The 21,674-nt window shown below is 31.0% G+C and carries 28 protein-coding genes; 7 read left to right on the forward strand and 21 right to left on the reverse strand.

All coding sequences use genetic code 11. The features are described 5' to 3' along the window. Positions 1–11: 11 nt before the first annotated feature. On the reverse strand, positions 12–866 hold the full coding sequence (locus GQ45_RS01765) for a universal stress protein (protein WP_231555137.1): 855 nt from the start codon (positions 864–866) through the stop codon (positions 12–14). Between the two features lie 189 nt (positions 867–1,055). On the opposite strand from GQ45_RS01765, the gene GQ45_RS17720 reads away from it, so the two are divergent. Further along, the gene (locus GQ45_RS17720; RefSeq protein WP_081980955.1) at positions 1,056–1,268 is read left to right on the forward strand and encodes a hypothetical protein; all 213 of its coding nucleotides are present in this window, start codon (positions 1,056–1,058) and stop codon (positions 1,266–1,268) included. 24 nt (positions 1,269–1,292) lie between these two features. On the opposite strand, the gene GQ45_RS18100 is transcribed toward GQ45_RS17720, so the two are convergent. The 3 genes from GQ45_RS18100 to GQ45_RS17725 form a co-directional block, all read right to left on the reverse strand. Next, entirely contained in the window at positions 1,293–1,439 is a 147-nt protein-coding gene (locus GQ45_RS18100; RefSeq protein ID WP_197056894.1) for a hypothetical protein, read from the reverse strand. Between the two features lie 9 nt (positions 1,440–1,448). After that, positions 1,449–1,580 carry a hypothetical protein gene (locus GQ45_RS18290; RefSeq protein WP_255352025.1) on the reverse strand — a complete coding sequence of 44 codons (132 nt, stop codon included), beginning with the start codon at positions 1,578–1,580 and terminating at the stop codon, positions 1,449–1,451. Between the two features lie 941 nt (positions 1,581–2,521). Continuing rightward, positions 2,522–2,920: a hypothetical protein gene (locus tag GQ45_RS17725; protein WP_231555138.1), complete on the reverse strand. Its 399-nt coding sequence runs from the start codon at positions 2,918–2,920 to the stop codon at positions 2,522–2,524. A 187-nt stretch (positions 2,921–3,107) separates the two neighbouring features. Between GQ45_RS17725 and cls the strand changes: the two genes are divergently transcribed. Continuing rightward, positions 3,108–4,514 carry a cardiolipin synthase gene (cls, locus tag GQ45_RS01775; protein ID WP_047414604.1) on the forward strand — a complete coding sequence of 469 codons (1,407 nt, stop codon included), beginning with the start codon at positions 3,108–3,110 and terminating at the stop codon, positions 4,512–4,514. Here cls and GQ45_RS01780 read toward each other — a convergent pair. The 7 genes from GQ45_RS01780 to GQ45_RS01810 form a co-directional block, all read right to left on the reverse strand. Beyond that, entirely contained in the window at positions 4,509–5,516 is a 1,008-nt protein-coding gene (locus GQ45_RS01780) for a 2-hydroxyacid dehydrogenase (protein WP_047414606.1), read from the reverse strand. The two genes, cls and GQ45_RS01780, sit on opposite strands and share 6 nt — an antisense overlap. Further along, a complete protein-coding gene (locus GQ45_RS01785) occupies positions 5,497–6,153 on the reverse strand; it encodes a hypothetical protein (protein ID WP_047414609.1) in 657 nt (218 codons plus the stop codon). Before GQ45_RS01785 ends, GQ45_RS01780 begins: the two co-directional genes overlap by 20 nt. Before the next feature lie 13 nt (positions 6,154–6,166). After that, a complete protein-coding gene (locus GQ45_RS01790) occupies positions 6,167–6,604 on the reverse strand; it encodes a hypothetical protein (RefSeq protein WP_047414611.1) in 438 nt (145 codons plus the stop codon). Positions 6,605–6,838: 234 nt separating this feature from the next. Beyond that, a complete protein-coding gene (locus GQ45_RS01795) occupies positions 6,839–7,246 on the reverse strand; it encodes a hypothetical protein (protein ID WP_047414615.1) in 408 nt (135 codons plus the stop codon). 22 nt (positions 7,247–7,268) lie between these two features. Then, positions 7,269–8,108, reverse strand: a complete 840-nt coding sequence (locus GQ45_RS01800; RefSeq protein WP_047414617.1) for a universal stress protein — start codon at positions 8,106–8,108, stop codon at positions 7,269–7,271. A gap of 200 nt (positions 8,109–8,308) precedes the next feature. After that, a complete protein-coding gene (locus tag GQ45_RS01805) occupies positions 8,309–9,019 on the reverse strand; it encodes a universal stress protein (RefSeq protein ID WP_047414619.1) in 711 nt (236 codons plus the stop codon). 10 nt (positions 9,020–9,029) lie between these two features. Further along, entirely contained in the window at positions 9,030–9,866 is an 837-nt protein-coding gene (locus tag GQ45_RS01810) for a universal stress protein (protein ID WP_047414620.1), read from the reverse strand. A 109-nt stretch (positions 9,867–9,975) separates the two neighbouring features. On the opposite strand from GQ45_RS01810, the gene trxA reads away from it, so the two are divergent. Further along, positions 9,976–10,275, forward strand: coding sequence for a thioredoxin (gene trxA, locus GQ45_RS01815; RefSeq protein WP_047419910.1), 300 nt, complete (start codon positions 9,976–9,978; stop codon positions 10,273–10,275). 27 nt (positions 10,276–10,302) lie between these two features. Here trxA and GQ45_RS01820 read toward each other — a convergent pair whose 3' ends face one another. Next, a complete protein-coding gene (locus GQ45_RS01820) occupies positions 10,303–11,148 on the reverse strand; it encodes a universal stress protein (protein WP_047414621.1) in 846 nt (281 codons plus the stop codon). A gap of 115 nt (positions 11,149–11,263) precedes the next feature. On the opposite strand from GQ45_RS01820, the gene GQ45_RS01825 reads away from it, so the two are divergent. Then, positions 11,264–11,737 carry a hypothetical protein gene (locus GQ45_RS01825; protein ID WP_047414622.1) on the forward strand — a complete coding sequence of 158 codons (474 nt, stop codon included), beginning with the start codon at positions 11,264–11,266 and terminating at the stop codon, positions 11,735–11,737. A gap of 8 nt (positions 11,738–11,745) precedes the next feature. Here the strand turns inward: GQ45_RS01825 and GQ45_RS01830 are convergent, their stop codons facing one another. Next, positions 11,746–12,711, reverse strand: a complete 966-nt coding sequence (locus tag GQ45_RS01830) for an ROK family protein (RefSeq protein ID WP_047419912.1) — start codon at positions 12,709–12,711, stop codon at positions 11,746–11,748. A 112-nt stretch (positions 12,712–12,823) separates the two neighbouring features. Here GQ45_RS01830 and GQ45_RS01835 point away from each other — a divergent pair, with 112 nt between their 5' ends. Next, positions 12,824–13,132, forward strand: coding sequence for a hypothetical protein (locus GQ45_RS01835; protein ID WP_047414623.1), 309 nt, complete (start codon positions 12,824–12,826; stop codon positions 13,130–13,132). A 99-nt stretch (positions 13,133–13,231) separates the two neighbouring features. On the opposite strand, the gene GQ45_RS01840 is transcribed toward GQ45_RS01835, so the two are convergent. The 6 genes from GQ45_RS01840 to GQ45_RS01865 all read right to left on the reverse strand — a co-directional run bounded on the left by GQ45_RS01840 (position 13,232) and on the right by GQ45_RS01865 (position 19,392). Further along, the gene (locus GQ45_RS01840) at positions 13,232–14,077 is read right to left on the reverse strand and encodes a universal stress protein (protein WP_047414627.1); all 846 of its coding nucleotides are present in this window, start codon (positions 14,075–14,077) and stop codon (positions 13,232–13,234) included. Between the two features lie 10 nt (positions 14,078–14,087). Then, positions 14,088–14,945: a universal stress protein gene (locus GQ45_RS01845; RefSeq protein WP_047414629.1), complete on the reverse strand. Its 858-nt coding sequence runs from the start codon at positions 14,943–14,945 to the stop codon at positions 14,088–14,090. A gap of 18 nt (positions 14,946–14,963) precedes the next feature. Continuing rightward, the gene (locus tag GQ45_RS01850) at positions 14,964–15,809 is read right to left on the reverse strand and encodes a universal stress protein (RefSeq protein ID WP_047414630.1); all 846 of its coding nucleotides are present in this window, start codon (positions 15,807–15,809) and stop codon (positions 14,964–14,966) included. Between the two features lie 92 nt (positions 15,810–15,901). Further along, a complete protein-coding gene (locus GQ45_RS01855) occupies positions 15,902–16,735 on the reverse strand; it encodes a universal stress protein (protein WP_047414631.1) in 834 nt (277 codons plus the stop codon). A gap of 90 nt (positions 16,736–16,825) precedes the next feature. Beyond that, positions 16,826–17,878, reverse strand: a complete 1,053-nt coding sequence (locus GQ45_RS01860) for a response regulator (protein WP_047414632.1) — start codon at positions 17,876–17,878, stop codon at positions 16,826–16,828. Positions 17,879–17,895: 17 nt separating this feature from the next. After that, the gene (locus tag GQ45_RS01865) at positions 17,896–19,392 is read right to left on the reverse strand and encodes a PAS domain-containing sensor histidine kinase (protein WP_047414633.1); all 1,497 of its coding nucleotides are present in this window, start codon (positions 19,390–19,392) and stop codon (positions 17,896–17,898) included. 93 nt (positions 19,393–19,485) lie between these two features. Between GQ45_RS01865 and GQ45_RS01870 the strand changes: the two genes are divergently transcribed. Beyond that, the gene (locus GQ45_RS01870) at positions 19,486–19,890 is read left to right on the forward strand and encodes a hypothetical protein (RefSeq protein WP_047414634.1); all 405 of its coding nucleotides are present in this window, start codon (positions 19,486–19,488) and stop codon (positions 19,888–19,890) included. 1 nt (position 19,891) lies between these two features. On the opposite strand, the gene GQ45_RS01875 is transcribed toward GQ45_RS01870, so the two are convergent. Continuing rightward, positions 19,892–20,713 (reverse strand): universal stress protein, encoded by an 822-nt coding sequence (locus tag GQ45_RS01875; RefSeq protein WP_047414635.1) that lies wholly within the window; start codon positions 20,711–20,713, stop codon positions 19,892–19,894. 1 nt (position 20,714) lies between these two features. Then, complete coding sequence (gene hpf / locus GQ45_RS01880; RefSeq protein WP_047414636.1) at positions 20,715–21,026, reverse strand: ribosome hibernation-promoting factor, HPF/YfiA family; 312 nt, start codon at positions 21,024–21,026, stop codon at positions 20,715–20,717. A gap of 125 nt (positions 21,027–21,151) precedes the next feature. Here hpf and GQ45_RS01885 point away from each other — a divergent pair, with 125 nt between their 5' ends. Continuing rightward, on the forward strand, positions 21,152–21,604 hold the full coding sequence (locus GQ45_RS01885; RefSeq protein ID WP_047414640.1) for a DUF2267 domain-containing protein: 453 nt from the start codon (positions 21,152–21,154) through the stop codon (positions 21,602–21,604). The last annotated feature ends 70 nt before the right edge of the window (positions 21,605–21,674 follow it).

Raw genomic sequence — 21,674 nt, forward strand, 5'->3', positions numbered from 1 at the left:
ATTCATCTCGATCATCTATTTGTATTTTGTAAGGCTAAAATTGGAATCTCGAGTTCTAAACTTACTTCATCCAATGTTGTCGGGAAAAGCATATCTTCTAAAAACGAATGCTGTGTATTTACCATCGTTAAAAGATCTATATTCTTTTCTTTTATGTATTTTTTAATACCCTCTTCTACTTTTTTAGCATCTTCTGTATAATAACTTGTCTTGTTTTCTTGTAATTCATCTTTTATAAATGTTTGATTATCTTCTTGGCGAATTGATAATTTATAGGGTTTTGATATATGCACTACATGAATATGACTGCGATAGGGTTTTGCCAATTCTGATACTAATTTTAACTCTCGACGCTTATAGGGAATCAAGTAATTGGTCGGAAATAAGATTTGTTTGGGTTGTGTATTGGTATAATTCGTAGGTATCGCTAAAACAGGACATTGAACATATTTTAAAACTTGAAAGGTTTGACTACCAAAAAGAATAGTTCTTTTGTTCGATTTTCCTTTAGTTCCCATGACAATTAAATCTATATTTTTATCTTCTACAATAGCATTTGCTTCATCGACAAGGGTATTATTGGCAGAAATAGTATGATAGCTATATCTTGGATTTGGGGCTAATTCTTGAACTGTAGCGATAAGATTTTTTAATTTATTTTCGGATTCATTTTTAACACGTTCTAACACCTCTGTAAATACTTGTCGAGAAGTTAAATCGTCATGATCATAAAATTCGTTTTTATAGGCATGCATAAAATAAAAGTCTACTTTTTGGTATTTAAAGAATTGTAAGGCATACTTTATAGCGTTCATGGAATTGTCTGAAAAACCGTTGGTAACAATATGGTCATCATAGTACTTCAATTAAATCTTGAAACTAAAAATAATTTATTCACAGACCATATACTATGATAATTGTCATGTAAAATTTAATAGCAAGATCTCATAAGAGCGCTAACGACTAGTGTTTTTATAATAATTGTAAACGTCAAACTAAAACTTTAGCTGGGATTGTTTAAATTTGGTCAGATTATTATACCTAAGCTAGATACTTTGAATACCAATAAGTACGTATTATTTTCATCTGACCATCAATATGTGGTAGAATACCTATTTAATCAATTGGTTTTAAGTAATAGTATTTCAGAAGCTTTGATTTTTGAAAATTATGAACTCGCTATTCGGTTTCAAAAAACAATTGTAGAAGAGTGTAAGTGTCAATGTTCTATAAATACGTACATTGAATTTAATTCATCGAACACATAAATGCTGTTCGTGATTTTTAAAGAATTATGATTCTTTAGCTTTTTTAAGAATAGCTTTTAGTCGGTCTTTTCTAAGCTCCTTTTCGGCTTTCTTTTTATTTACTTTTCTAGCCATGAGCTTGGCGTGTTTGGCTTTATTTTTTGTATTTTTTTGACCTTTAGGTTTTGGCATCGTAAGTTTTTATGAGTTTATTTTTTCTAAACTTATACAAGCATTTGAAGCAGTTCCTGCGCTGCAACCTTCATATTCAAAAAGTTCTGCAGTAATCTCACGAATACTTGGATCGTCTTCACTGAATATAATACTAATCATGACATAAGTTAATTTTAAGGTATAAGTAAACAAGGATAATAAGATAAAAAAATATCTCTTTTAGTTAAAGAAAATGATTTTTAAATTGGTTTTATAAATATTTTAGAAGCAAATGTTAAAATTTAGAAAAACGTACTAAACTGATCTAGGTCATGTTCGAACTAAAATTAGTATATTATCTTAGCGGTATAATTAAAGAAAATTTCGTTCATTGAAAATAAAGAAAAGAGGGGATTATAACTATTTTTATACCATTTGAATTCTGAATTAACTTAGTAGTAAGTTCTGTAGGGATCAGTATAAGAGGCAGAAATAGTAAAAAATTTCTTCTAGGAAATCGGAACATTCGGTGTTCCGATTTCTTTTTTAAAATACTAAAACATGTTTAAGTACTATCGCAAGGCAGTATTTATCTTAGTAAAGGAATAAATGATGTTAGTATCTAAATGAATAGTGTAACACATTTTGTAAAAAAAATGTTGAAATTAGGATTAAAAGATCATAGCGATATTTATTACTTTATGGAAAACAGGAAGTTGAAACTTCCTGTTTTTTCTTAAAATTACTTAGCAAGGTTTCTAAGCAGTAATGCCTTAGAAATTATACATAGGTGATCTAGAATTTTTTTTAGCTTTAGAATATGCATAATTATAGTACGGTAGTATTTAGTTGTAGTACTTACTAAGTAAAAAAAGTTAGTTATCACCTTACAAAGGACTGTAATGCTGGAATAGTATTTCAGTCCTTTTTAACATATGATATGATCAGGGACTTATCCTTGAAAAAGTATATAGCCTAGGAAAGTTCGAATAGTTTTTATGAATATTGTCTACCATATCATTTTACGATTAAAATGAAGGACAGATTAGAACAAAAAAAATATTTGAGCTTTGAAAAGAAACAAGTGTACCAAAGGTACGCTTGTTTTTATTTTATACTTTTTAGTTACGATTTCTCGTAGCACTGTTTTTTGAAGTTCTATATTTGCTTTTGCTATAGTTATCATGATAACTGCGAATATTGTCATCCGTATAATTACGAACCCTTTCATATCTTGATCTTCTTAAATCAATATCTTTATATCTTAAGGGTAGGGAACTTCTGCGAACCCAAACACCAGCATCTAAATACACATAAGAATTCGCTGATAAGTCATAATAGAAACTATAGTCAGGAAAATATACATAGCGAACCATTTCTAAGCGATTAGGATAAAACCATGATGGTGGCAGATTATTTGATTTCGATGAAAATACAATTGTACCACAGCTTGATAACATTAGAAGTGTTAAATAAACTAGAAATAACAAGAATGAACGAATAAGGTTTTTCATTTCCATAGCCTTAGTTTTAAAAACAAAGTAAAGGGTCTTTTGTACTTTATGAAATGATTTAGGTCATCCCATTTTGTTTTTTTGTAGAGCAAAGTTTCCATTTCTATAATCTAGGGATAAAATGACCAATATCATAAAAAGTATACTTATATCAGTGTACTTTGAACTGTATGAAAGTTTAGAAAGGAGGAACATGTTAACGATTTTATTTTTAGTCTTTTATCTTGTAGTTGCATTATTCATAATCACAAGTATACTGCTTCATGGAGCAAAACCATCTAAGACGTTAGGGTGGCTTCTAGCCATATTTACAATTCCGGTTGGAGGTATCATTTTATATCTCTTACTAGGTCGAAATCGAAGAAAAAGCAAATTACTAAAACTAAAGAAAGCAATATTTTTAAAGCTTCCAAAGCCTTCAACTGAACATATGGCTTCTATGAGTGGGAAGTACAGGAAGTTGATGACTCTTATTTATAAAAACGCTCATTTTCCGCCAACCTCGAATAATCAGCTTCAATTATTAAAAGATGGTAAAACAACTTTTGAATCTATTTTTAAGACATTAGAAAAAGCTCAAAGTAAAATACATTTACAGTACTATATATTCGAAGAAGGAATACTCACAGACCGCTTGTTGCTTTTATTTGAAGAAAAGGTAAAACAAGGTGTTCAGGTACGAATGATCTATGATGGCGTTGGTAGTTTTTCACTAAGCAAGTTATATTTAAAAAAGTTAAAAGTAATTGGGGTAAAGGTTTATCCTTTTCTTCCTTTTAAGTTTGGTCGTTTTCTTTCCTCACTCAACTATAGAAATCATCGAAAAATAATAGTAGTAGATAGTGAAATTGCATTTACAGGAGGTATTAATATATCAGATAAATATTTAAAGGGTGATCATAGTTTGGGTAATTGGCATGATATGCATTTAAAAATCGAAGGACCTGCAGCAGCTCATTTAGATTACGTTTTTGCTATGGATTGGTATTTGGTTAGTCAAGAAACCATAATACCTATTACTTCATTAAAGCCAAGTACTTCTGAAACTACTGGCAAACTTGTGCAAATTGTATCAGGGGGTCCAGATGATGATTTTCCATCATTAGAACAAGCTTATTTCACCATAATGAATAAGGCAAAAAAATACCTTTATATTACGAATCCTTACATTATTCCTGGTCCCGCAATTATGCAAGCGCTGCAAACAGCAGCTTTAGGAGGTGTAGATGTTCGTTTACTAGTATCTGAGAAAATAGATAGTAAAATTGTAGGTTGGAGTGTAAAATCATACTTTGAAGCTTTACTGAAATCAGGTATAAAAATCTATCTTTTTCCTGATGGCTTTTTACATAGTAAAATTATTGTGAGTGACGATTCCGTTTCAACTATAGGTACAGCAAATTTAGATGATCGAAGCTTTGAGCAGAACTACGAAGTCAATGCTATTATATATGATCAAGAATTTGCTATGTTGCTAAAAGATGATTTTTTAAAAGATGCTCAAATCAGCAGTATGCTTTCATATCAAGAATATATTAAAAGACCATGGAGCGATAAGTTAAAAGAAGGTTTTGGTAAAGTATTCAGTCCTGTTTTATGAGTCTGCCATCTCAAGACCTAATTCATTTTTACCCACTGTATGAGCCAACCAACTATCAATATTTTTGAAGGTAATTTCGGCAATGTGTTGTAAAGCTTCTTTGGTGACAAAGGCTTGATGCGGTGTGAGCAGCACATTAGAAAAAGTTAATAATTTTTTTAAATCTTCATCTTTAATACTGTCTTTACTATTATCTTTAAAGAACGTACCTTTTTCTTTTTCATAAACGTCGGTGCAATAGCCAGCAATGGCACCTTTCTCTAAGGCTTCGATTAGTGCTTTAGTATCCACTAAGGCACCTCTTGATGTATTTATTAAAATTGTATCTGACGACATTAAAGCTAGTTTTTCTTTATTAATCAGATAGTAATTTTGATAGCTCAAAGGAATATGTAGACTTATAATTGCTGCTTTTTTATAAATTTCATCTAAAGTTACATAAGTAACATCGCACAGTTCAACCAGATCATCATCTGGTTGAAGATCATTAGCCAATATTTTACAGCCAAAACCATGCATAATCTTCACCATTATACTCCCAATTCTTCCAGTACCTATAATACCTACTGTTTTACCATGTAAATTAAAACCCATTAAATTATTTTGTAAAAAATTGTAGGCATGTACTTGTTCATTAGCCATTATTATTTTTCTATTTAGGGTAAGCAATAAAGCTACAGCATGTTCTGCAATTGCGTGCGGGGAATAATCTGGAGCATTAGCGACTTGAAAGCCTAAATTTTTAGCCACCTTAAGATTTATATTATTGAAACCCGCCGAGCGTATGGTGATAAAACGCACACCCAAATCCCATAGTTTTTCTAGTACTATGGCTGATGCATCATCACCTGAAAATATACAAATAATTCTATAACCAACTGCTTTGAAAACGGTTTCAGTATCTAAAGCATCTGGTGTAAAAGTAATTTGATACTTGTTGATATTGGCAGCACTTATAAAAGGAATTTCAAAGGCTTTAGCACTATAAACTAGTATTTTCATGGGTGATTTCTTTTTTGAATATTAAATCTTGATCTTCCATAGCTAGAATCACTAATTTTATATAGTCATCGATTGTTTTTTCTATATTTTTAGGGTCTGTGATATCTATACTTCCTCTCCAAATCATCGCTCTTTCTTTACCTTCACAAATACAATATAGGGTTGTCTCTGCATGGTAAACAGTAAATTCATCGTAGTAATCCTCGTCATAATAAATACCTTGGTGTGATCGATAATCTTCATTAAATCGACCCTTATAATTATCTAATTTTGATATGGCTTTTATAAAGCTTTCTCTATCTTCAGAGCCTGTTATTTTAGTAAATAAAATGGCATCAAAATCTTTATCTAAAAGGCTTTGCTCCACAGCATCTAATTCCTTCTCAGTTTTTGCTGAATTCGTAAAGGCTATATCAAAAACATCTAAACTGGCTACAGCCTCTACATTTCTTTGTTTGAATTCTTGCTGTAATTTGTCCTCAAAATTTTCTCTAGCTTCTGCATTTGCAGTCATTCCAACTATTAAAACCTTGTTTGCATTAAAAATTACGATATCTGGATTTTTCCAGTTTTCCACAAGACTAACGGGGGAACAGCCGATTAAAAATAAAGTAGTTATAAACAGTAGTTTTTTCATCGGATACGTATATTTAATGAAGTAAACGTTTATCCTTTTTTATGGCTAGTGATACAATTTTAAAAAGCTCTTTTTTGATGGCTCTATTTTTTTCGATGTAAGTGCTTATGGCAACGATAAGCTTTTTATGAGTTTCTAAATAGGCTTTTTCCATCTCTAGTTGGTCAATAGTATCTACCATAATCTCTAATTGCTTTTCATGCTTTTGAACCATTTTTAATAAAGGCCCTAAATCGTCTTCTAATTTTTTTAGATTGATTATGGTATTTTTACTTTCTTTAAAGAATGATGTATCAATTAATTGCCGTGTGTATGATTGAACTAAGTCATTTAAAAATAGCTGTTCATCTTTAATGAAATTTAATTCGGATAGCCACTGTTTAATAGTTTCATGCATTTCTTCGGCACTTAACCATTCTAAATAGGTGTATTTTAAAATATTATTTTTCATGTCTTTTTTATAGTGTGCTATTAATTAAAATAATCAAGCTTTAATAGTTTTTTTCAGAATAATAGTGGTGAAAATAATGACGATAATACGCTATAATAAGGTTTTAATTCTTTTTATGATGATAGTGACTTTTAAAATATTAAAAGTGTCTGCATAATGAATGCTGAAAATTATTAGCGCTAACGAATTGATTTTTTGTGTTAGAATTTCAAATATTCAGCATTCATTTGATGCTTATTTTTTAAAAAAATCTCTAACTAATGCTTTTACTTGGTTCTCAGTCATACTATCAGCCTTTGCCACTGTTTTTACTTTAAGAGCCAAAGGAATATGATGTTCTTTTAAGTACTTACTAAACTTTTCATTGGTGTTTGCAGGACCAAACAAAGCAATGGCATCGGCGTTTTTAACAGCATTGGCCAAATTTGTAAAGTATGCTTTTAATTGGGACTTTTCTCTTTCGGTATACGTACTTTCATGTGTTATATTTTGAGTACTACCTGTTTTTGCTCGAGAGCCACCTGTACCTGTTCTGTTGAAAAATTCAATTTCCGAAAAAACCGTCTCTAATTTTTCACCTGAATCGCTCAAATAAACAATATGACTTTTTTCTTTATCTATCCAAATTCCAATATTTTTCATAAGTATTATTTTAAATTTATTATTAATGTAAGGCCAATATGGGCGTAATAGCGTCATATCCTATTTCTTTAACCAATGGTTTAGAAAAGATATTACCAAAAAAGAAGTGTTTCCGATTAATAAATGCAATCATATCACTATTTCTACTTTCTACAAATGAGGTAATACCTTCCGATAAATCAGTATCAGAAAGGACATGAAAACTATATTCAACCACACTTAATATAGCTTCTAAAAGTTGTTTGTTATCTTCTTGCGCGGTAGTCAGTTTATTTTCTTTCTTAATATGTAATACCCGAATAGAAGCGCTGTGTAATTTTGCTATTTCAATAAGATAGTTCATTTCTTTACGCTTGTAACTGGTTTTGTAATCTGTAGGAAAAACAATTTCCTTTAGTGGAGAAAATTGAGTGTTTTCAGGAATAGCAAGCACTGGACAAGCTGTAATTTTTTCCATAGTTTTTACGGTGTTACTTCCTAAAATTAAATCTTTAGCATTAGTGGCTCCTTTGGTTCCCATAATTACGATATCGATATCTTTTTTGGCTAATTGTTCTTTGATCGCTTCTGATAGAAAATTAAAGCTTGAGATGGTATGGTATGTATGTTTAGGATTATCATGATGAAGCTTTAAGGTATTTAAAAATTTTACAAAGAAGGCTTTAGATTGGTTTTCTGTATGCTCGTAAGTCTCAGAACCTGGTTCTGGTAATACTAATGTACTGGTGGTATAACCTTCTAATTGAAAAACATTTAAAAAATAAAATTCGCAGTTCACTTTTGCATAAAGGTTTAACGCATAGCGGGTAGCATTTAATGCATTTTTCGAAAAATCAGTAGGAATTAATATTCTTTTGTCCATAATATTTTTTTAAGTTTTTCGATTATAATTGTCAACTTTATTGAGCATTACTAATAGCAAGTATTATTCTTCATAAGGAAGTATTAATAAAGGTATATCCGCAGAAATACTAACATCTTTAATAACGGGTTCTCGTATTATTTTTTCAAAAAAACTATGTTTATAATGTATCATCGAAAACAAATCAATATGCTGTTTTTTTAAAAAGCATCAATTACTTGCGCTTTAGCTGAAAAATTTTGGATCCAATGAAAACTATAGCTATACTCCTTTAGACAATTTTCTAAAAGTTTTCTTTTTAATTCTTGTTCGGCATCTAATATCTCATTTTCGTTTATGTGCATCACTCGAATGTTGGCATTAGAAAGTGATGCAATAAAGCGTAGTGGCGCTATATTTTTCTCTCCACAACCTTTTTTAAAGTTAGTTATAAAAGCAATTTCTTTTAGGGTTTTAAAATTTATTTGTTTGGGTACCGCCAAAATTGGACATAAGTTTATAGAATTCGCAACTTGTACGGTATTACTTCCCATAAAAAGATCCTTAGCACTGGTATTTCCTTTATTTCCCATCACTACAAAATCAATAGCATGATAATGGATGATTTTTTTTAAAATTTTGGTTAATGTGCCTTTTTTCGATATCGTTTCAAAGCTATGTATAGGATTATCAGTATCTAAGTTTATTTTATGAAGTACATGTAATAATTTCTCTTTAGAACTAATCTCTAATAATTTTAGTAATTTTTTATCACCAAAAAGTGATGTTTTTTTTTCTTCTAAAGGTGTAAGCTTATCAAAGACATTTAATATGTAAAAAGTACAGGACTTTGCCGCCAATAATTGTGTGCTATAAAACAGCGCGGCGTAGGCATCGTTTGAAAAATCAGTAGTAACTAGAATATTTTTCATTAAACCATTTTTATAATTGGGGAATGACCATAAAAGGTACCGTAATGTGAAATCCTAATTTTTTGATGACTGGTTCTATAAAAAGACGCTCTAAAAAAGTATGTTTGTTTTGTATCATCACTAGAAGATTTATTTTATTTTTCACTTGAAATTGATTGATAGCATTAATTACTTCATTATCTGGCATTTCGTGAAAAAGACTCATAGTACTTATAAGTTTCTCTAATTGTTTTTTATATTTTTTCTGGAGCGTATTTAAATCTAACCCAGCACGAACGTGCATTACATTGATACGGGAATTATGCTGTTGAGCGATAATGAACAAAGATTCTAATGCTTCTTTTTTGTAATCAATTTCATAATCTGTTGGGAATAATATTTCTTTTGGAGCTTCATATTCAAAATTCGGGGGTACTACAATTATGGGGCGTTTTGTTTTTTTTATTACATGAACAGCGTTAGACCCAAAAAGAATCTCCTTAGCACCTGTTGCTCCTGTAGTTCCCATAATGATCATATCTATCTCTTCTTGTTCTGTAGTCTCTATAACTTCGTTGACTAAGGTGTTAAAAGCAGTGCGAATTTTAAACGTGTGATTTGTATTTTTATATTGACTTTCTAAACGAACTTTTAGTTTTTCTAGACGATTCGTTGAGGTCTCTTGCATAACATCACCCAAACCTATGAGTCCTGGACTTCCTAATAAATATTCGGTTTGGTAAACAGGCGGTGTATAGGTATGCAATAAAAAGAAAGTACATTTTAGATCTTTAAAAACAAGTAATGCATATCTAATTGCTTCAAAGGCATTATCGGAAAAATCGGTAGGGAGCAAAATTCGTTTCATGATCTTTTATCTTTCTATAAATTTAAGGCTGAATAATTTTAAAAACTATGATATTGGTCAGTTCACTATTTTATTAATTTTAGTATTTTTATTTTTTAAATTATTGCAAATGAAACTTAATTTCAAAACAATTATCGACTCTGAAGTTCCAGTTCTTATTGATTTTTATGCTGATTGGTGTGGACCATGTAAAGCATTAGCCCCTATATTAAAGCAAGTAAAAGACGAGATGGGTGACGCTATAAAAATTATTAAAATTGATGTAGATAAAAATCAATCTACAGCTTCAAAATTCCAAGTTCGTGGAGTGCCGACCTTAATATTGTTTAAAAAAGGGGAGCAGCTCTGGCGACAATCAGGTGTACTCCAAAAAAATGATCTTATTAATGTTGTTAAATCTCATTCCTAATACTTGGTCAAAAAAATTGATGCCATTTTATTCGGATTTGTGTAAAACTAAAAGTGGTGTTGTTGTTTGGTAGCTAATTTTTTCAACCGTTGGTTTTACAAAAAAACGTTCTAAAAAATTTAAATTCTTGGTTATCATAACCACCATATCTAGTTCTCTACTTTCTGTAAAACATCGTATAGAGGTCTCTAGTTTTTCTCCTGTTATTTTATGAAAACTATGTTGAATCTCCTTAAAATTAGTAGCTAACCGTTCTTTGTTATCCATTTGTAAAACATTAAAGTCAGCGCCATTAAGTACAACATACAAAAAGCGTATAGTGGAGTTATGGATTAATGCTATGTCTTTTAGATGATCTAATGTTTTTATATTATAGTCTATTTTAAAATCTGTCGGAAAGCCAATTTCTTTTGGTTTTTTAAAAACTGTATGTTCAGGTATTGCTAAAATTGAACATTTTATTTTGGCTATTACATTTCCTGTGTTACTCCCAATAGCTACTGCTTTTAAACCTGTTGCTCCTTTGGTACCCATAATAATGAGATCAATATTCTTGTCTTTTACTTCTTTTTGTATATGATCCGTAAAAAAGCCATAAAAAGCCATAGTATGAAAGCTATGTTTAGTATTGAAAGGTAAATGCTCTATGTCTTTTAGTACTTTATGGAGTTGTTCGGTAGTTTCTTTTAAAATAGTTTCTTCAATAATTTCAGGTGTTATAAATACTGCCGATTCTCCTCCAGAATACGATTTTATTGGATTTACATGAATAAGGTAAAAAGTGCATTTGCTTTTTTTGAAAAATTCCATACCATAAGTAATTGCATTCCATGAATTTTCAGAGAAGTCAGTAGGAATAAGTATGTTTTTCATTTTAGGTGCCTTTTAAGATATAGGATAAATTTAATGGAGTATAAATTGTTTTCAAATGACTTTGGTCATTTGATATCTAATACAACGGCGTTAGTTTTAGACAAAATTTTAACTCATGAAAAAAATAGAAGAAAATATGCTAAAAAAAGATACTTCTTCAAAGATTTTAGCTTGGTATGCGGCATCTAAAGAATGGATTTCAACTATTGAATTTTATTTAGATAGTTTTTTTACTATGAAAAATATTATAGATCGCTATCTTGATAAAATTTTAAAAAATGAAAATTTAGATGAAATCAGAGAATGTGTTATGCGACTTCAAGATATTCGATATTCATGTAGTGAAGCCTTAGAAAAAGTTAAATTACATAAAGGGGTATTGGTTGAGTTTCAGGATAAGAAATTACAACCAATTGCTTCGCTGGAAAAAGAACACTTAAGATTAAAGAAAATTATGGGCACTTGCCACAAAAATTTTAAGGAGATTAAAAATGAGGTTTTTAGTATTACAGAGCATACTCTTCAAATAAGTAAAGAAGAAAATTTAGCTATAGAACTAGAGAAAATAAAAGTAGCAAGAAATAATTAATTAATTAATTAATATTTGGCCTCTAAGCTTACCCATGCTAATGCAGCAGGACCTAATACAGCATCTGAGCTTGTTGCGTTTGAAAGCAATACTTTAATTTTTCCTTTGTAAGCACTAAACAAATACTTTTCCATATTGTTTAGGATAGGTTTTAAAAGAATATCTCCAGCCTTACTTAATCCACCAGATATAATAAAAGCTTCAGGATCTAGATGGGCAACAGTATCTGCCATTTTGCTTCCTAGTATTTTACCCGTTTTTTCAAAAGCATTTAGGGCTATAAGATCACCGGCTAAAGCTGCTTTGGAGATATCTGTTCCAGTCATTTCTGAAAAACTAATAGTTCTTAAAACAGAGTCTTCCCGCATTTCAGAAAGTAACTCAAAAACTGTTCTTTTAATACCAGTTACTGAAGCGTAGGTTTCTAAACAGCCTTGTAAACCGCAATTACACATTCTACCTTGTGGATCAACATTTACATGACCAATTTCCCCAGCGGCCCCATGTTCTCCAATTAATAATTTTCCATCTGTTATAATTCCACTTCCCAGACCTGTACCCAAAGTTAAGGTTACAAAGTTTTTCATGCCTTTGGCAGACCCAAATATCAGTTCCCCCAAAGCCGCTGCGTTTGCATCATTAGCAATAAAAACGGGTAACTTAAAAGCTTTTTTTATGGTTTCTAAAAGTGGAATAGCTTTGCCCCATTTAAGGTTTGGAGGATTTTCTATTTGGCCAGAATATGGGTTTGCATTTGGTGCTCCAACACCGACAGCAATAATTTTAATATCAGAATTTTGTTTTAAAATAAGCGCTTCAACTTCAGATTTTAGTTTTATCATAAAGACTGAGAAGGGTTTTTCTGCTTCTGTTTCAAAAACTTTTTTATCTAAAATGTGACCATCTTTGCTTACTAGACCTATTTTCGTTAAGCTACCGCCTATATCAATTCCTAATACTGTTTGTTTCGCCATTTTCATGATTTTTTAATCGTCTACAAAAGAAAATAATTTTTAATTCTTTCCAACTGATGCATATCATTTTATAAGCCGTAGTCTTTGTTTAATTTGTAGAAAATTCAACATTATGCAAGCTCTCGCAACCTTAAAAAATATAAATTCTAATTCTTGTAAAGAATTAATAGTTCGTAATTTAAGTAGAATTCTTGATATTCGAATCCTTGATATTGATCTTGATATTGGTATTCTCAGTTTTACTTATAGCACGCAACATTCTTTTGAACAGGTAAAAAAAGAACTACATAGAATTGGATATCCTATTCAGAATTACACAAATACTTCTAAAAAGGAATCAAAATTTCAAAAAGCTACTTCTCAAAATTCAACTGAATTTAAAGTAAGAGGTAGAAGACCTTATTATTCTTTTAATCCATAAAAAACTATAAACTCGAATTTTTTACCATAAATATCTTGGAAAAAAATCAAAATTTTACTGTTTTTAAATAATTCAAAAAATGTAACACACTCTATTTAATTAGCCTTCAGGAAGCATTAAAACAGGGATGGCTGAATGGAAAGCAGTTTTTTTTACCACAGGTTCTCTAATAAATTTCTCCCAAAAACTGTGTTGATTACGCATCATAACCATCAAATTTACTTCGTTTTCAACAATATATTTTGCAATAGTTTTACTTAAACTTATCTCAAACGCCATATGATGATGTGAATAGGGAATCGAAACAAGCCGTTCTTCTATGCGTTCTTTGTTTATTTTTTGCTTGGCACTTAATCTAAATTCACTAGTTATATGGAGTATTTGTATGTTGGCCTTCCAAATAGCTGCTAGCTGGCTTAGAGGAAGCAGTTCTGATTTACTTGGAGCTCTATCAAAATTAGTTGAAAAAACTAAAGTTTTTAATTGTTGAAAATGATACCCAGAGGGTATCACCAACACTGGTCGCTTCTTAATATGCTTTAATACTTTTACGGTAGTACTTCCTATAAAAATTTCTTTTGCACCTGTTGCTCCTTGAGTACCCATGGCAATAAGATCAATATCTTTACCTATAATTATCGAATCTAATGCTTCGTTGAGCGTATCTGCTTTTGAAATTGTTTCAATGCTGTGATTCGAATTGATATGATTTTTGTTTAAATAGATTAACATTTTCTCTAATTCTTGTTCGGTATATTTTGAAAGGGAATCATAAATAATTCCTAAGCGTTGCTGACTACTTTTTCCAATAAAATTCAACTGTTTAGGTTCATACACATGTAGTAGATAAAATTTACATGAAATCTTTGCATACAGTTTTAGGGTTGTGAATATCGCGTTCCAAGAATTATCAGAGAAATCGGTGGGTAAAATAATTTTTAACATGGTATATTTTTTAATTTGTTTTTAGTATCGAAGAAAAAGGAAGCACTAAAAAAGGAACAGTAGAATAATAACCTATAGAATCTATGCTGGTTCTTACAATCAAACGCTCTAAAAATGAAAGTTTATGGTTCATGATTGCTAAAAAATCGGTTTGGTGCTCTGCTATATATTCATGGATGGCGTTAGGCATTAATTTGCCTCTTAATTCTTCGAAAGAATGTTCAATACCTTTAAAATGGTTCGCTATTATTTTTTTATTTACTTTTTGATCTTCCGTTAGGTCGTAGGTATCCTTTACGTTTAAAATACGCAAGGATGCCTTTTGTACTCTGGCAATATCAAGCAATATTTTTAATTCTTCTTTTTGGAGCCTTGTTCGATAATCGGAGGGAAATAAAATCGACTTTATTTCTTTGAATTTGTAGTTGTTTGGAATTACCAATACTGGTTTTGTAGCTTTTCGTAACACGTGAACGGTATGCGTGCCTAAAAATATTTCTTTGACTCCTGTTGCGCCCTGTGTTCCCATAACAATTAAATCTATTTTTTCGTTTTGGGTGATACTTAAAATTTCATCAGTCAAGGTATTGAATGCCGCAAAGGTTTTAAATTGGTGTTTTGGATTATTGTATTTGGTTTTTATTTCAAGAAGGGTAGTTTCAAGACCTTCAAGCGCTACATCTATCCCTACATCTGGAATAGCACTAAAACTAGGGCCTCCTAACATATAATCAAGTCGGTAAAAAGCAGGTGTGTAGGTGTGAAGGATATGAAAAAAACATTTTTCATTTTTAAATAATTCAATCGCATAAACAATGGCATTCCAAGCATTCTCTGAGAAATCTGTAGTTAAAAGTATTTTTCGCATTTTTTACAGTTTTAAAGTTTATCGAGATAAATTTTGTAATACTAAAAAGGGTAGCTTTAAATGCAGGCCAATTTCATCAACGGTAGATCGGTATAACATATCTTCTAAAAATGAGTGTCTAGAATTAACCATAACCAATAAATCTATTTCATTTGTGCCTATAAATTCTAAGATAGCTTCAGCTTTATTTTTTACAGGGGATCTCTCAAAAGATAAATAAGCTTTAGATAATGATTCTTGTAAAAATCTTTTATTGTCTATCTGTCGATAACTTAAATCCTCAAAATCAGAAATATGAAGACAATATAGTTGTGATTTGAATAAGGCAGCAAGGGTGTTTAATAATTTTAATTCTCTACGTTTATAGGGTATCATATAATCTGTAGGGAATAGTATTTTTTTTGGTTGTCGATATTCATAATTCTCTGGGATGGCTAGTACAGGGCATTTCACATATTTAAATACCTGTACTGTATGGCTACCGAAAGTGATTTTTTTATCAGCAGTTGCTCCTTTGGTACCCATAACTACTAAGTCTATATTTTGTTCGTCTGCAAAATCATTTACAGCATCGACTAAAGATTCAAAAACGGCTATTGCTTTGTAGGTGTGTTTTGGGTTATGTTCTTTTAGGGTAATTTTTTCAACGAGCTCTTTTAATACGTATTCCGAATTCTTTTGTACAGTTTCTTTTTGTTCTTTAAATGAATCGCCATTCGGTTTTTTAAAGGGGCCATAAACTTCATCAGCGAAGGCATGAAGAAAATAAAAGTTTGTCTCTTCACATTTGTATAATTGTATTGCATACTGAATAGCATGCAGTGCATTGGTAGAAAAGTCGGTAGGGATTAAAACGGTTCTCATAGCTTTCTATTTTAGAATAAGAATATAAAAATAAAAGCACTCGCATATAAAAACTATGACCTTAGTCATGTAACACCAACTAATGATAAGAATTACTCGTGAAGTACAAAGAGTGGTAATTTGGTATGAAAACTCAACTGTTCTGCTGCGGAGTCAAATAAAAGTTGTTCTAAAAAATTGAGATTCTTGGCGGTCATCATCAGCATTTCTATTTTTCTAGTAGCCGTAAACTCTTCCACCACAGTGGCTACTTTTTTGTTTGGCATAGTTTCAAAACTATGCGATGCTGTAAAAAGTTCATTTAGGTAATCTTTTAAGTAGACTCTATTTTGTTCTTGAAATGGTGTTGTACTTTTTTTAATGGCAGCGAAATTCAGAACTTTTAATTTAGCTTGGTTGGTATGTAGCACTTCTGCTATTTCTTCTAGAATAGCGTGGGAATAAAAAATGGTGTAATCTGTAAGTAAAGCAATGTTTTTTACACTGATGAAGTTTGTTTTTTCTGGAATTACCAAAACATTAGTGGCTACTTTAGTGATCACATCGCCAGTGTTACTTCCAATTACTTTTTTTAGTCCTGAGGCACCTTTAGTGCCCATTACAATTAAATCAATATTTTTCTTGTCAATTGTTTTTCTAATACTATGAATAAGATTGCCATACGTTTCTGTGATGCTAAATGTATGGTTGTTATTTATTTTTAGTGCTTTTATTTGAGCCTCTAAATCAGCGATTTTTTCTTTAATTAGAAGTTTGTTATTTTCTTGAAATGTTAAAAATGAATTATGTTGCACACCTGACTCGTATAATGTACCAACATGCAAAATGTAAAAATGGCAAGGAATATTATCGAAAAATGTTACTGCATATTGAAGAGCACGCCAGGCATTATTCGAAAAATCTGTAGGGATAAGTATATTCTTCATTTGGTATAACTACCGTACGAAAGTAGGTGGTTAAGAATGATGTAACCATGATATTTGTCATAAAATTTGTAATTACATCATTTTTTGTTGCTAACATACATATTCAAGTGCTTTGAGCTCTTTTATTTTAATATTCCTTCCTTCTATAGTGATTAACCCTTCCTTTTTGAACACCGAAAGTGTACGGATTAGAGTTTCTGTGGCAATACCTGCCACACTTGCAAGATCTGTTCGTGATATTTTTATGGTGTCTTCGGTTTTTTTATTCATAATCTCCGCAAATTGCAGTAAGGTTTGCGCTGTTTTTTTGCGCACTGAACTATAGGCCATCTGTAAGAGTTGTGCTTTTATTTCTGTTATGTCATTTGAAAATAACTCTATCAATTCTAAAGAAATTGTATGATTGTTTTCTAAAATTTGTTTTAACTTTTCTTTTGAAACTCCAACTAGTTTTGTAACCTCAATACATGTTGCAGATTCGTTATAGGGTATATTATTTAAAAAAGAAGTGAATCCTAAAAAGTTATTGGCTTCGTGTAAAGAGGTAATCAGTTCTTTACCATCTTCATCAATCGTATGGCATTTTACAAGACCTTCTAAAATTAAGTAAATCATGTTAGAGTTTGAGCCTTCTTTATAAATTACTTTTCCTTGGCGAAAATGAATAATTTCTCCATTATCATCAAAAAAATTCTTAAGCTCCTGTAAACTTAGTTTAGTATCTTTTGATGGTTCTGGTTTTTCGTATCTTTCCTGTTCCATGCGTTTTAAAAGTACAGCTTTGGCTAAACGACTTTCAATAGCACTTATTAAATCTTCTTCTTCAAAAGGTTTGGTCAGGTAATCATCTGCTCCCATATCCATTCCTTTTCTTATTTCTTTATGCTCTGTTTTTGCAGATAAGAATATAAACGGAATATGTTTGGTTTTTTTATCAGCAGATAAATTTTCTATTACGCCATAGCCATCAACTTCGGGCATCATAATATCACAAATAATGATATCAGGAAGCTCTTCTTTTGCAAGCTTAATCCCGACTTTTCCATTTGGAGCAGTTATTATGGCATAGTCCGAGAGTTCTAGTAATTCTTTAGTATTCTCGCGTAGTGCTCTGTCATCCTCAATTAGTAAAATTTTTTTCATTTTTTCTATTTTTTGGATTATTGCGGTATGTTTATGGTAAAGGTAGACCCACTGTTTTCTGTACTCATAAAATGAATAGAGGCTCCTAAATTTTCTAAATGTTGTTTGCAAATATTTAAACCGATACCTGTACCCTGAATTAAAAGTGCATTTTCTGCTCTAAAATAACGATCAAAAACATACATTTGATCTTTCGATGAAATACCAATACCGTGGTCTATTACACTTATAACTAAGTTGTTAATTTGTAGCTTAACTACAATTTTTATAGTTGTATTTTCAGGAGAATATTTAATAGCGTTGTGCACTAAATTAGAAAGTACAAGTTCTAATGTTTTTTCATCAAAAAGTATTATAATTTCATCAATTTCTTGTGGATAAGCTATTTTTTGACCCGTTTTAAGTAACATATTTGCACTGTAGATAACCTCGTTTATAAGTTTACTTAGTGGAAATTCTTGTATGTTATAATTTACCTTTCCAGAATCTAGTCGCTCGATAGAAAGAAAATCAGTAAGGATAGTATCTAGATGGCGAACCTTATTTTTTATGGTGTTTACGTGCTTTTCTCTTTTCTCTTGTTGTTCCGTTGCGGTGTATTTTGAGAGTAAAGTTACGGAGGTAAGGATACTACTTAAAGGCGTTTTAAATTCATGAGAAACTAAAGATAAAAAACGTGTTTTTAATTCGTTAAGCTCTTTTTCTTTATCAAGTGCTTCTGAAAGTTGCTTGGTTCGTTCTTTTACAGTTTTCTCTAATTTTTCTGTATAATTTTTACGTTCGGTAATATCAAGAATAATAGCTACATAGACTTTACTATCGCCGTTGCTTGATTTTTGCAGATGTACTTCCACTGGATAGGTAGATCCATTTTTGCGTTGGTGCACTGTTTCAAAGGTTATCTTGACTTCACCCGTAATTAATGGATGAATTATTTTATTGAATTGTTTAAGGTTCATCAAAGGTTTTATGTCAATAGGAGTCATTAACTTAAGCTCTTCTAACGAATAGCCTAAATTACGTTGCGCCTCCTTGTTCACATTTACAAATAATAAAGACTTTTGATTGAAAACATAAATTTCATTTAAAGATTCTTCAAATATGGTTGCCCAATGGCTTAATTCTTTTTGTTTGCGTTTTCTCTTGGTAATATCAATAACTAGGGCCATGACATAGGTAGCCCCGTACAATTCAAATGGGTTTAGGCCGGCTTCAACAGGAAATTCCTTTCCATCTTTTTTTATGCCATATAAATCTTTGCCATGACCCATTTGGCGCTTTTCGCTTTTGTCAATAAAGCTAGTTACATGGTGCCCATGGTTTTTATGGTATTTCTGAGGGATAAGTATAGCCAAAGGTTTACCCAAAAGTTCATCTTTTAGATAGCCAAACATTTGTTCTGCCGAAGAATTGGTTGCTACAATGATTTGGTCTGTATTTACAACGATAATACCTTCAGAAACTCCCTCGGAGAGTATGTTAAAAATATTACTATTTTTTTGGAAAACCTGCATATCTCAAAGTTAAAACTTTACAACTGATTTATATCATAGAAAATGAAAGGTCGTAGTTTTATTTTTAAATCTTACCAACGATAAATATACAACATGTTAAATTCAAAAAAAATAGGTATTGAAATCTACCAAAACTTAGGAAAACTTTTTTATGCAGTAGCTATGGCTGATGGAACTGCCCATGTCAAAGAGTTAAATAAACTTAAAGAAATTGTGCGTCAAGAATGGATACATGTTGATCGCATTGAAGACAGCTTTCATTCAGACGCGGCCTACCAAATTGAGACTGTTTTTGATTGGCTCTTAGAAAAAGAAATTAATAGTGAGGACAGCTTTAAAGAATTTAGTGATTTTTATAAAGAATACCCTGAACTTTTTACAAAGCCCATAAAAAGCTTAATTATGCAAACAGCGAATGCTATAGCGTTTTCGTATGCAGGTAAAAATAAGTCAGAACTGATTGTGATGGCTAAAATAGCATTATTATTTAAAAAATAAGTTACAACGTAACAGTAAGTATAGGGTGATCTGCATGGTTTGCCAAATCCTCTCCAATACTACCTATTAAAAAATTTGATATTCCTTTTCTGCCATGCGTTGCGATGGCCATAATATCAATTTTTTCTTTTCTACTATAATTAAAAAGTCCTTGTTCTACGCTATAATCATTGTATATGTCTACCATTTGATCAGCTTCCATTGCTTTAAATAAAAACTTGGATATTTTCTCTTGAACTTCTAACATGCTTAGAAAATTATCTGGGGTATTGATATAGATCAATTTTAATTTCGCTGAGAAAATTTCGGCAAAGGCTTTGATTTTTTTTAAAGCAGCAATAGCATCATCTTGAAAACTACAAGCAAAAAGAATTTTTTCAACCTTAAAATTCGGATTTGGGTTTTTTATAATGAGCACTGGAATATTGGCGCTACGTACTACTTTTTCCGTATTGGAACCAAAAAACAATTCATTAAAACCACTTGTGCCATGTGAACCCATGACGATTAAATCTGAATGCTCTTCGTAAGCTATCGTATTTAGCTCATTAAAATTTTTGTAATTCTGTACTATTTTATTTATGCTAATACCTTTCAAGTAGGGCTTATCTAAAAAAGGTTTAAATCTTTTTTTGGCCTGTTTTAAATAATAGTTTGCTTCTTCTTGTTCCTGAATTTCATTTTTCGCAAGTACAGCTTCTGAAAGACCTAACATATGAATCACTGTTATTGTGGCATTTTGTTGTTGGGCAATAACTGCTGCAACTTGTAAAGCATTTGATGCATGCTCAGAGAAATCTAAGGGTACTAGTATATTAGTCATTTTATAGTGTTTTTTTGCGTTTACTAATTTTTTCTTTACGTTTTTGCAATTGCTTATTTAGATCTGAAAGTGTTGCAGCGGCAGCTTTTTCAAAATTGTTTTCATTAGATTTGGCAAAAATTCTGGGTCCAGGAGCACTTAATTGCACTTCGCATATTTTTCCATTACCTGTAGGGTCATTTTCCACCTTAAAAAGTACATCAGCGCGGATTAAAAATTGAAATTTATGGGCTAGTTTATTAAGGTTACGTGTAACTATTTCATTCAACGATTCACTAGTTGGCATATCTTGGTACTGAATATTTATTGTCATTTTATTTTAGCTTTAAAATCATATTCGAAAATAGCAATCCCACTTCTTTTTTAAAATGACATAAGTCATTTCATTATAATTGGTAAATCACCAAATTTATAATTCACTATTAAATTTAAGAAATCATGGCACTCAATTTTAATCAATATGCAACAGAGGGAAATACGTTTTTAAAGGAGTACACCAAAGAATTAGATTTGGGCAAGGATACCGATAAGGCAGGAAGAATATTTACAGCAATAATGCATGCTTTACGCGATATTATTCCAATAGAAGAATCTTTACAATTGCTTGCACAATTACCTATGTTTTTGAAAGGTGTTTATGTAAATGGATGGAGCATTAAAAAAACAAGACCTAAGGTAAAACAAGTTGCAGAATTTCTAGATTTGGTAAGAGAACATGATGGTCCTTCAGCAGTTAATGACTTTGAATATGGTGACGAGGTGGCGCAACAATATGTGGATACCACATTTCTATACTTAAGAAAATACATTTCTCTTGGCGAATTGGAGGATATTAGAGATTCCCTTCCAAAAAACCTGAAGAACTTAATTCATTTTAATGTTATGTTTTAATTTATGCCATCAAGCGAGTTCAATAAAAAATCCATAAGCACATTTAAACTCATGGATTTTTGATATGAAT

The sequence above is a fragment of the Cellulophaga sp. Hel_I_12 genome, assembly GCF_000799565.1.
Lineage (GTDB): Bacteria > Bacteroidota > Bacteroidia > Flavobacteriales > Flavobacteriaceae > Cellulophaga.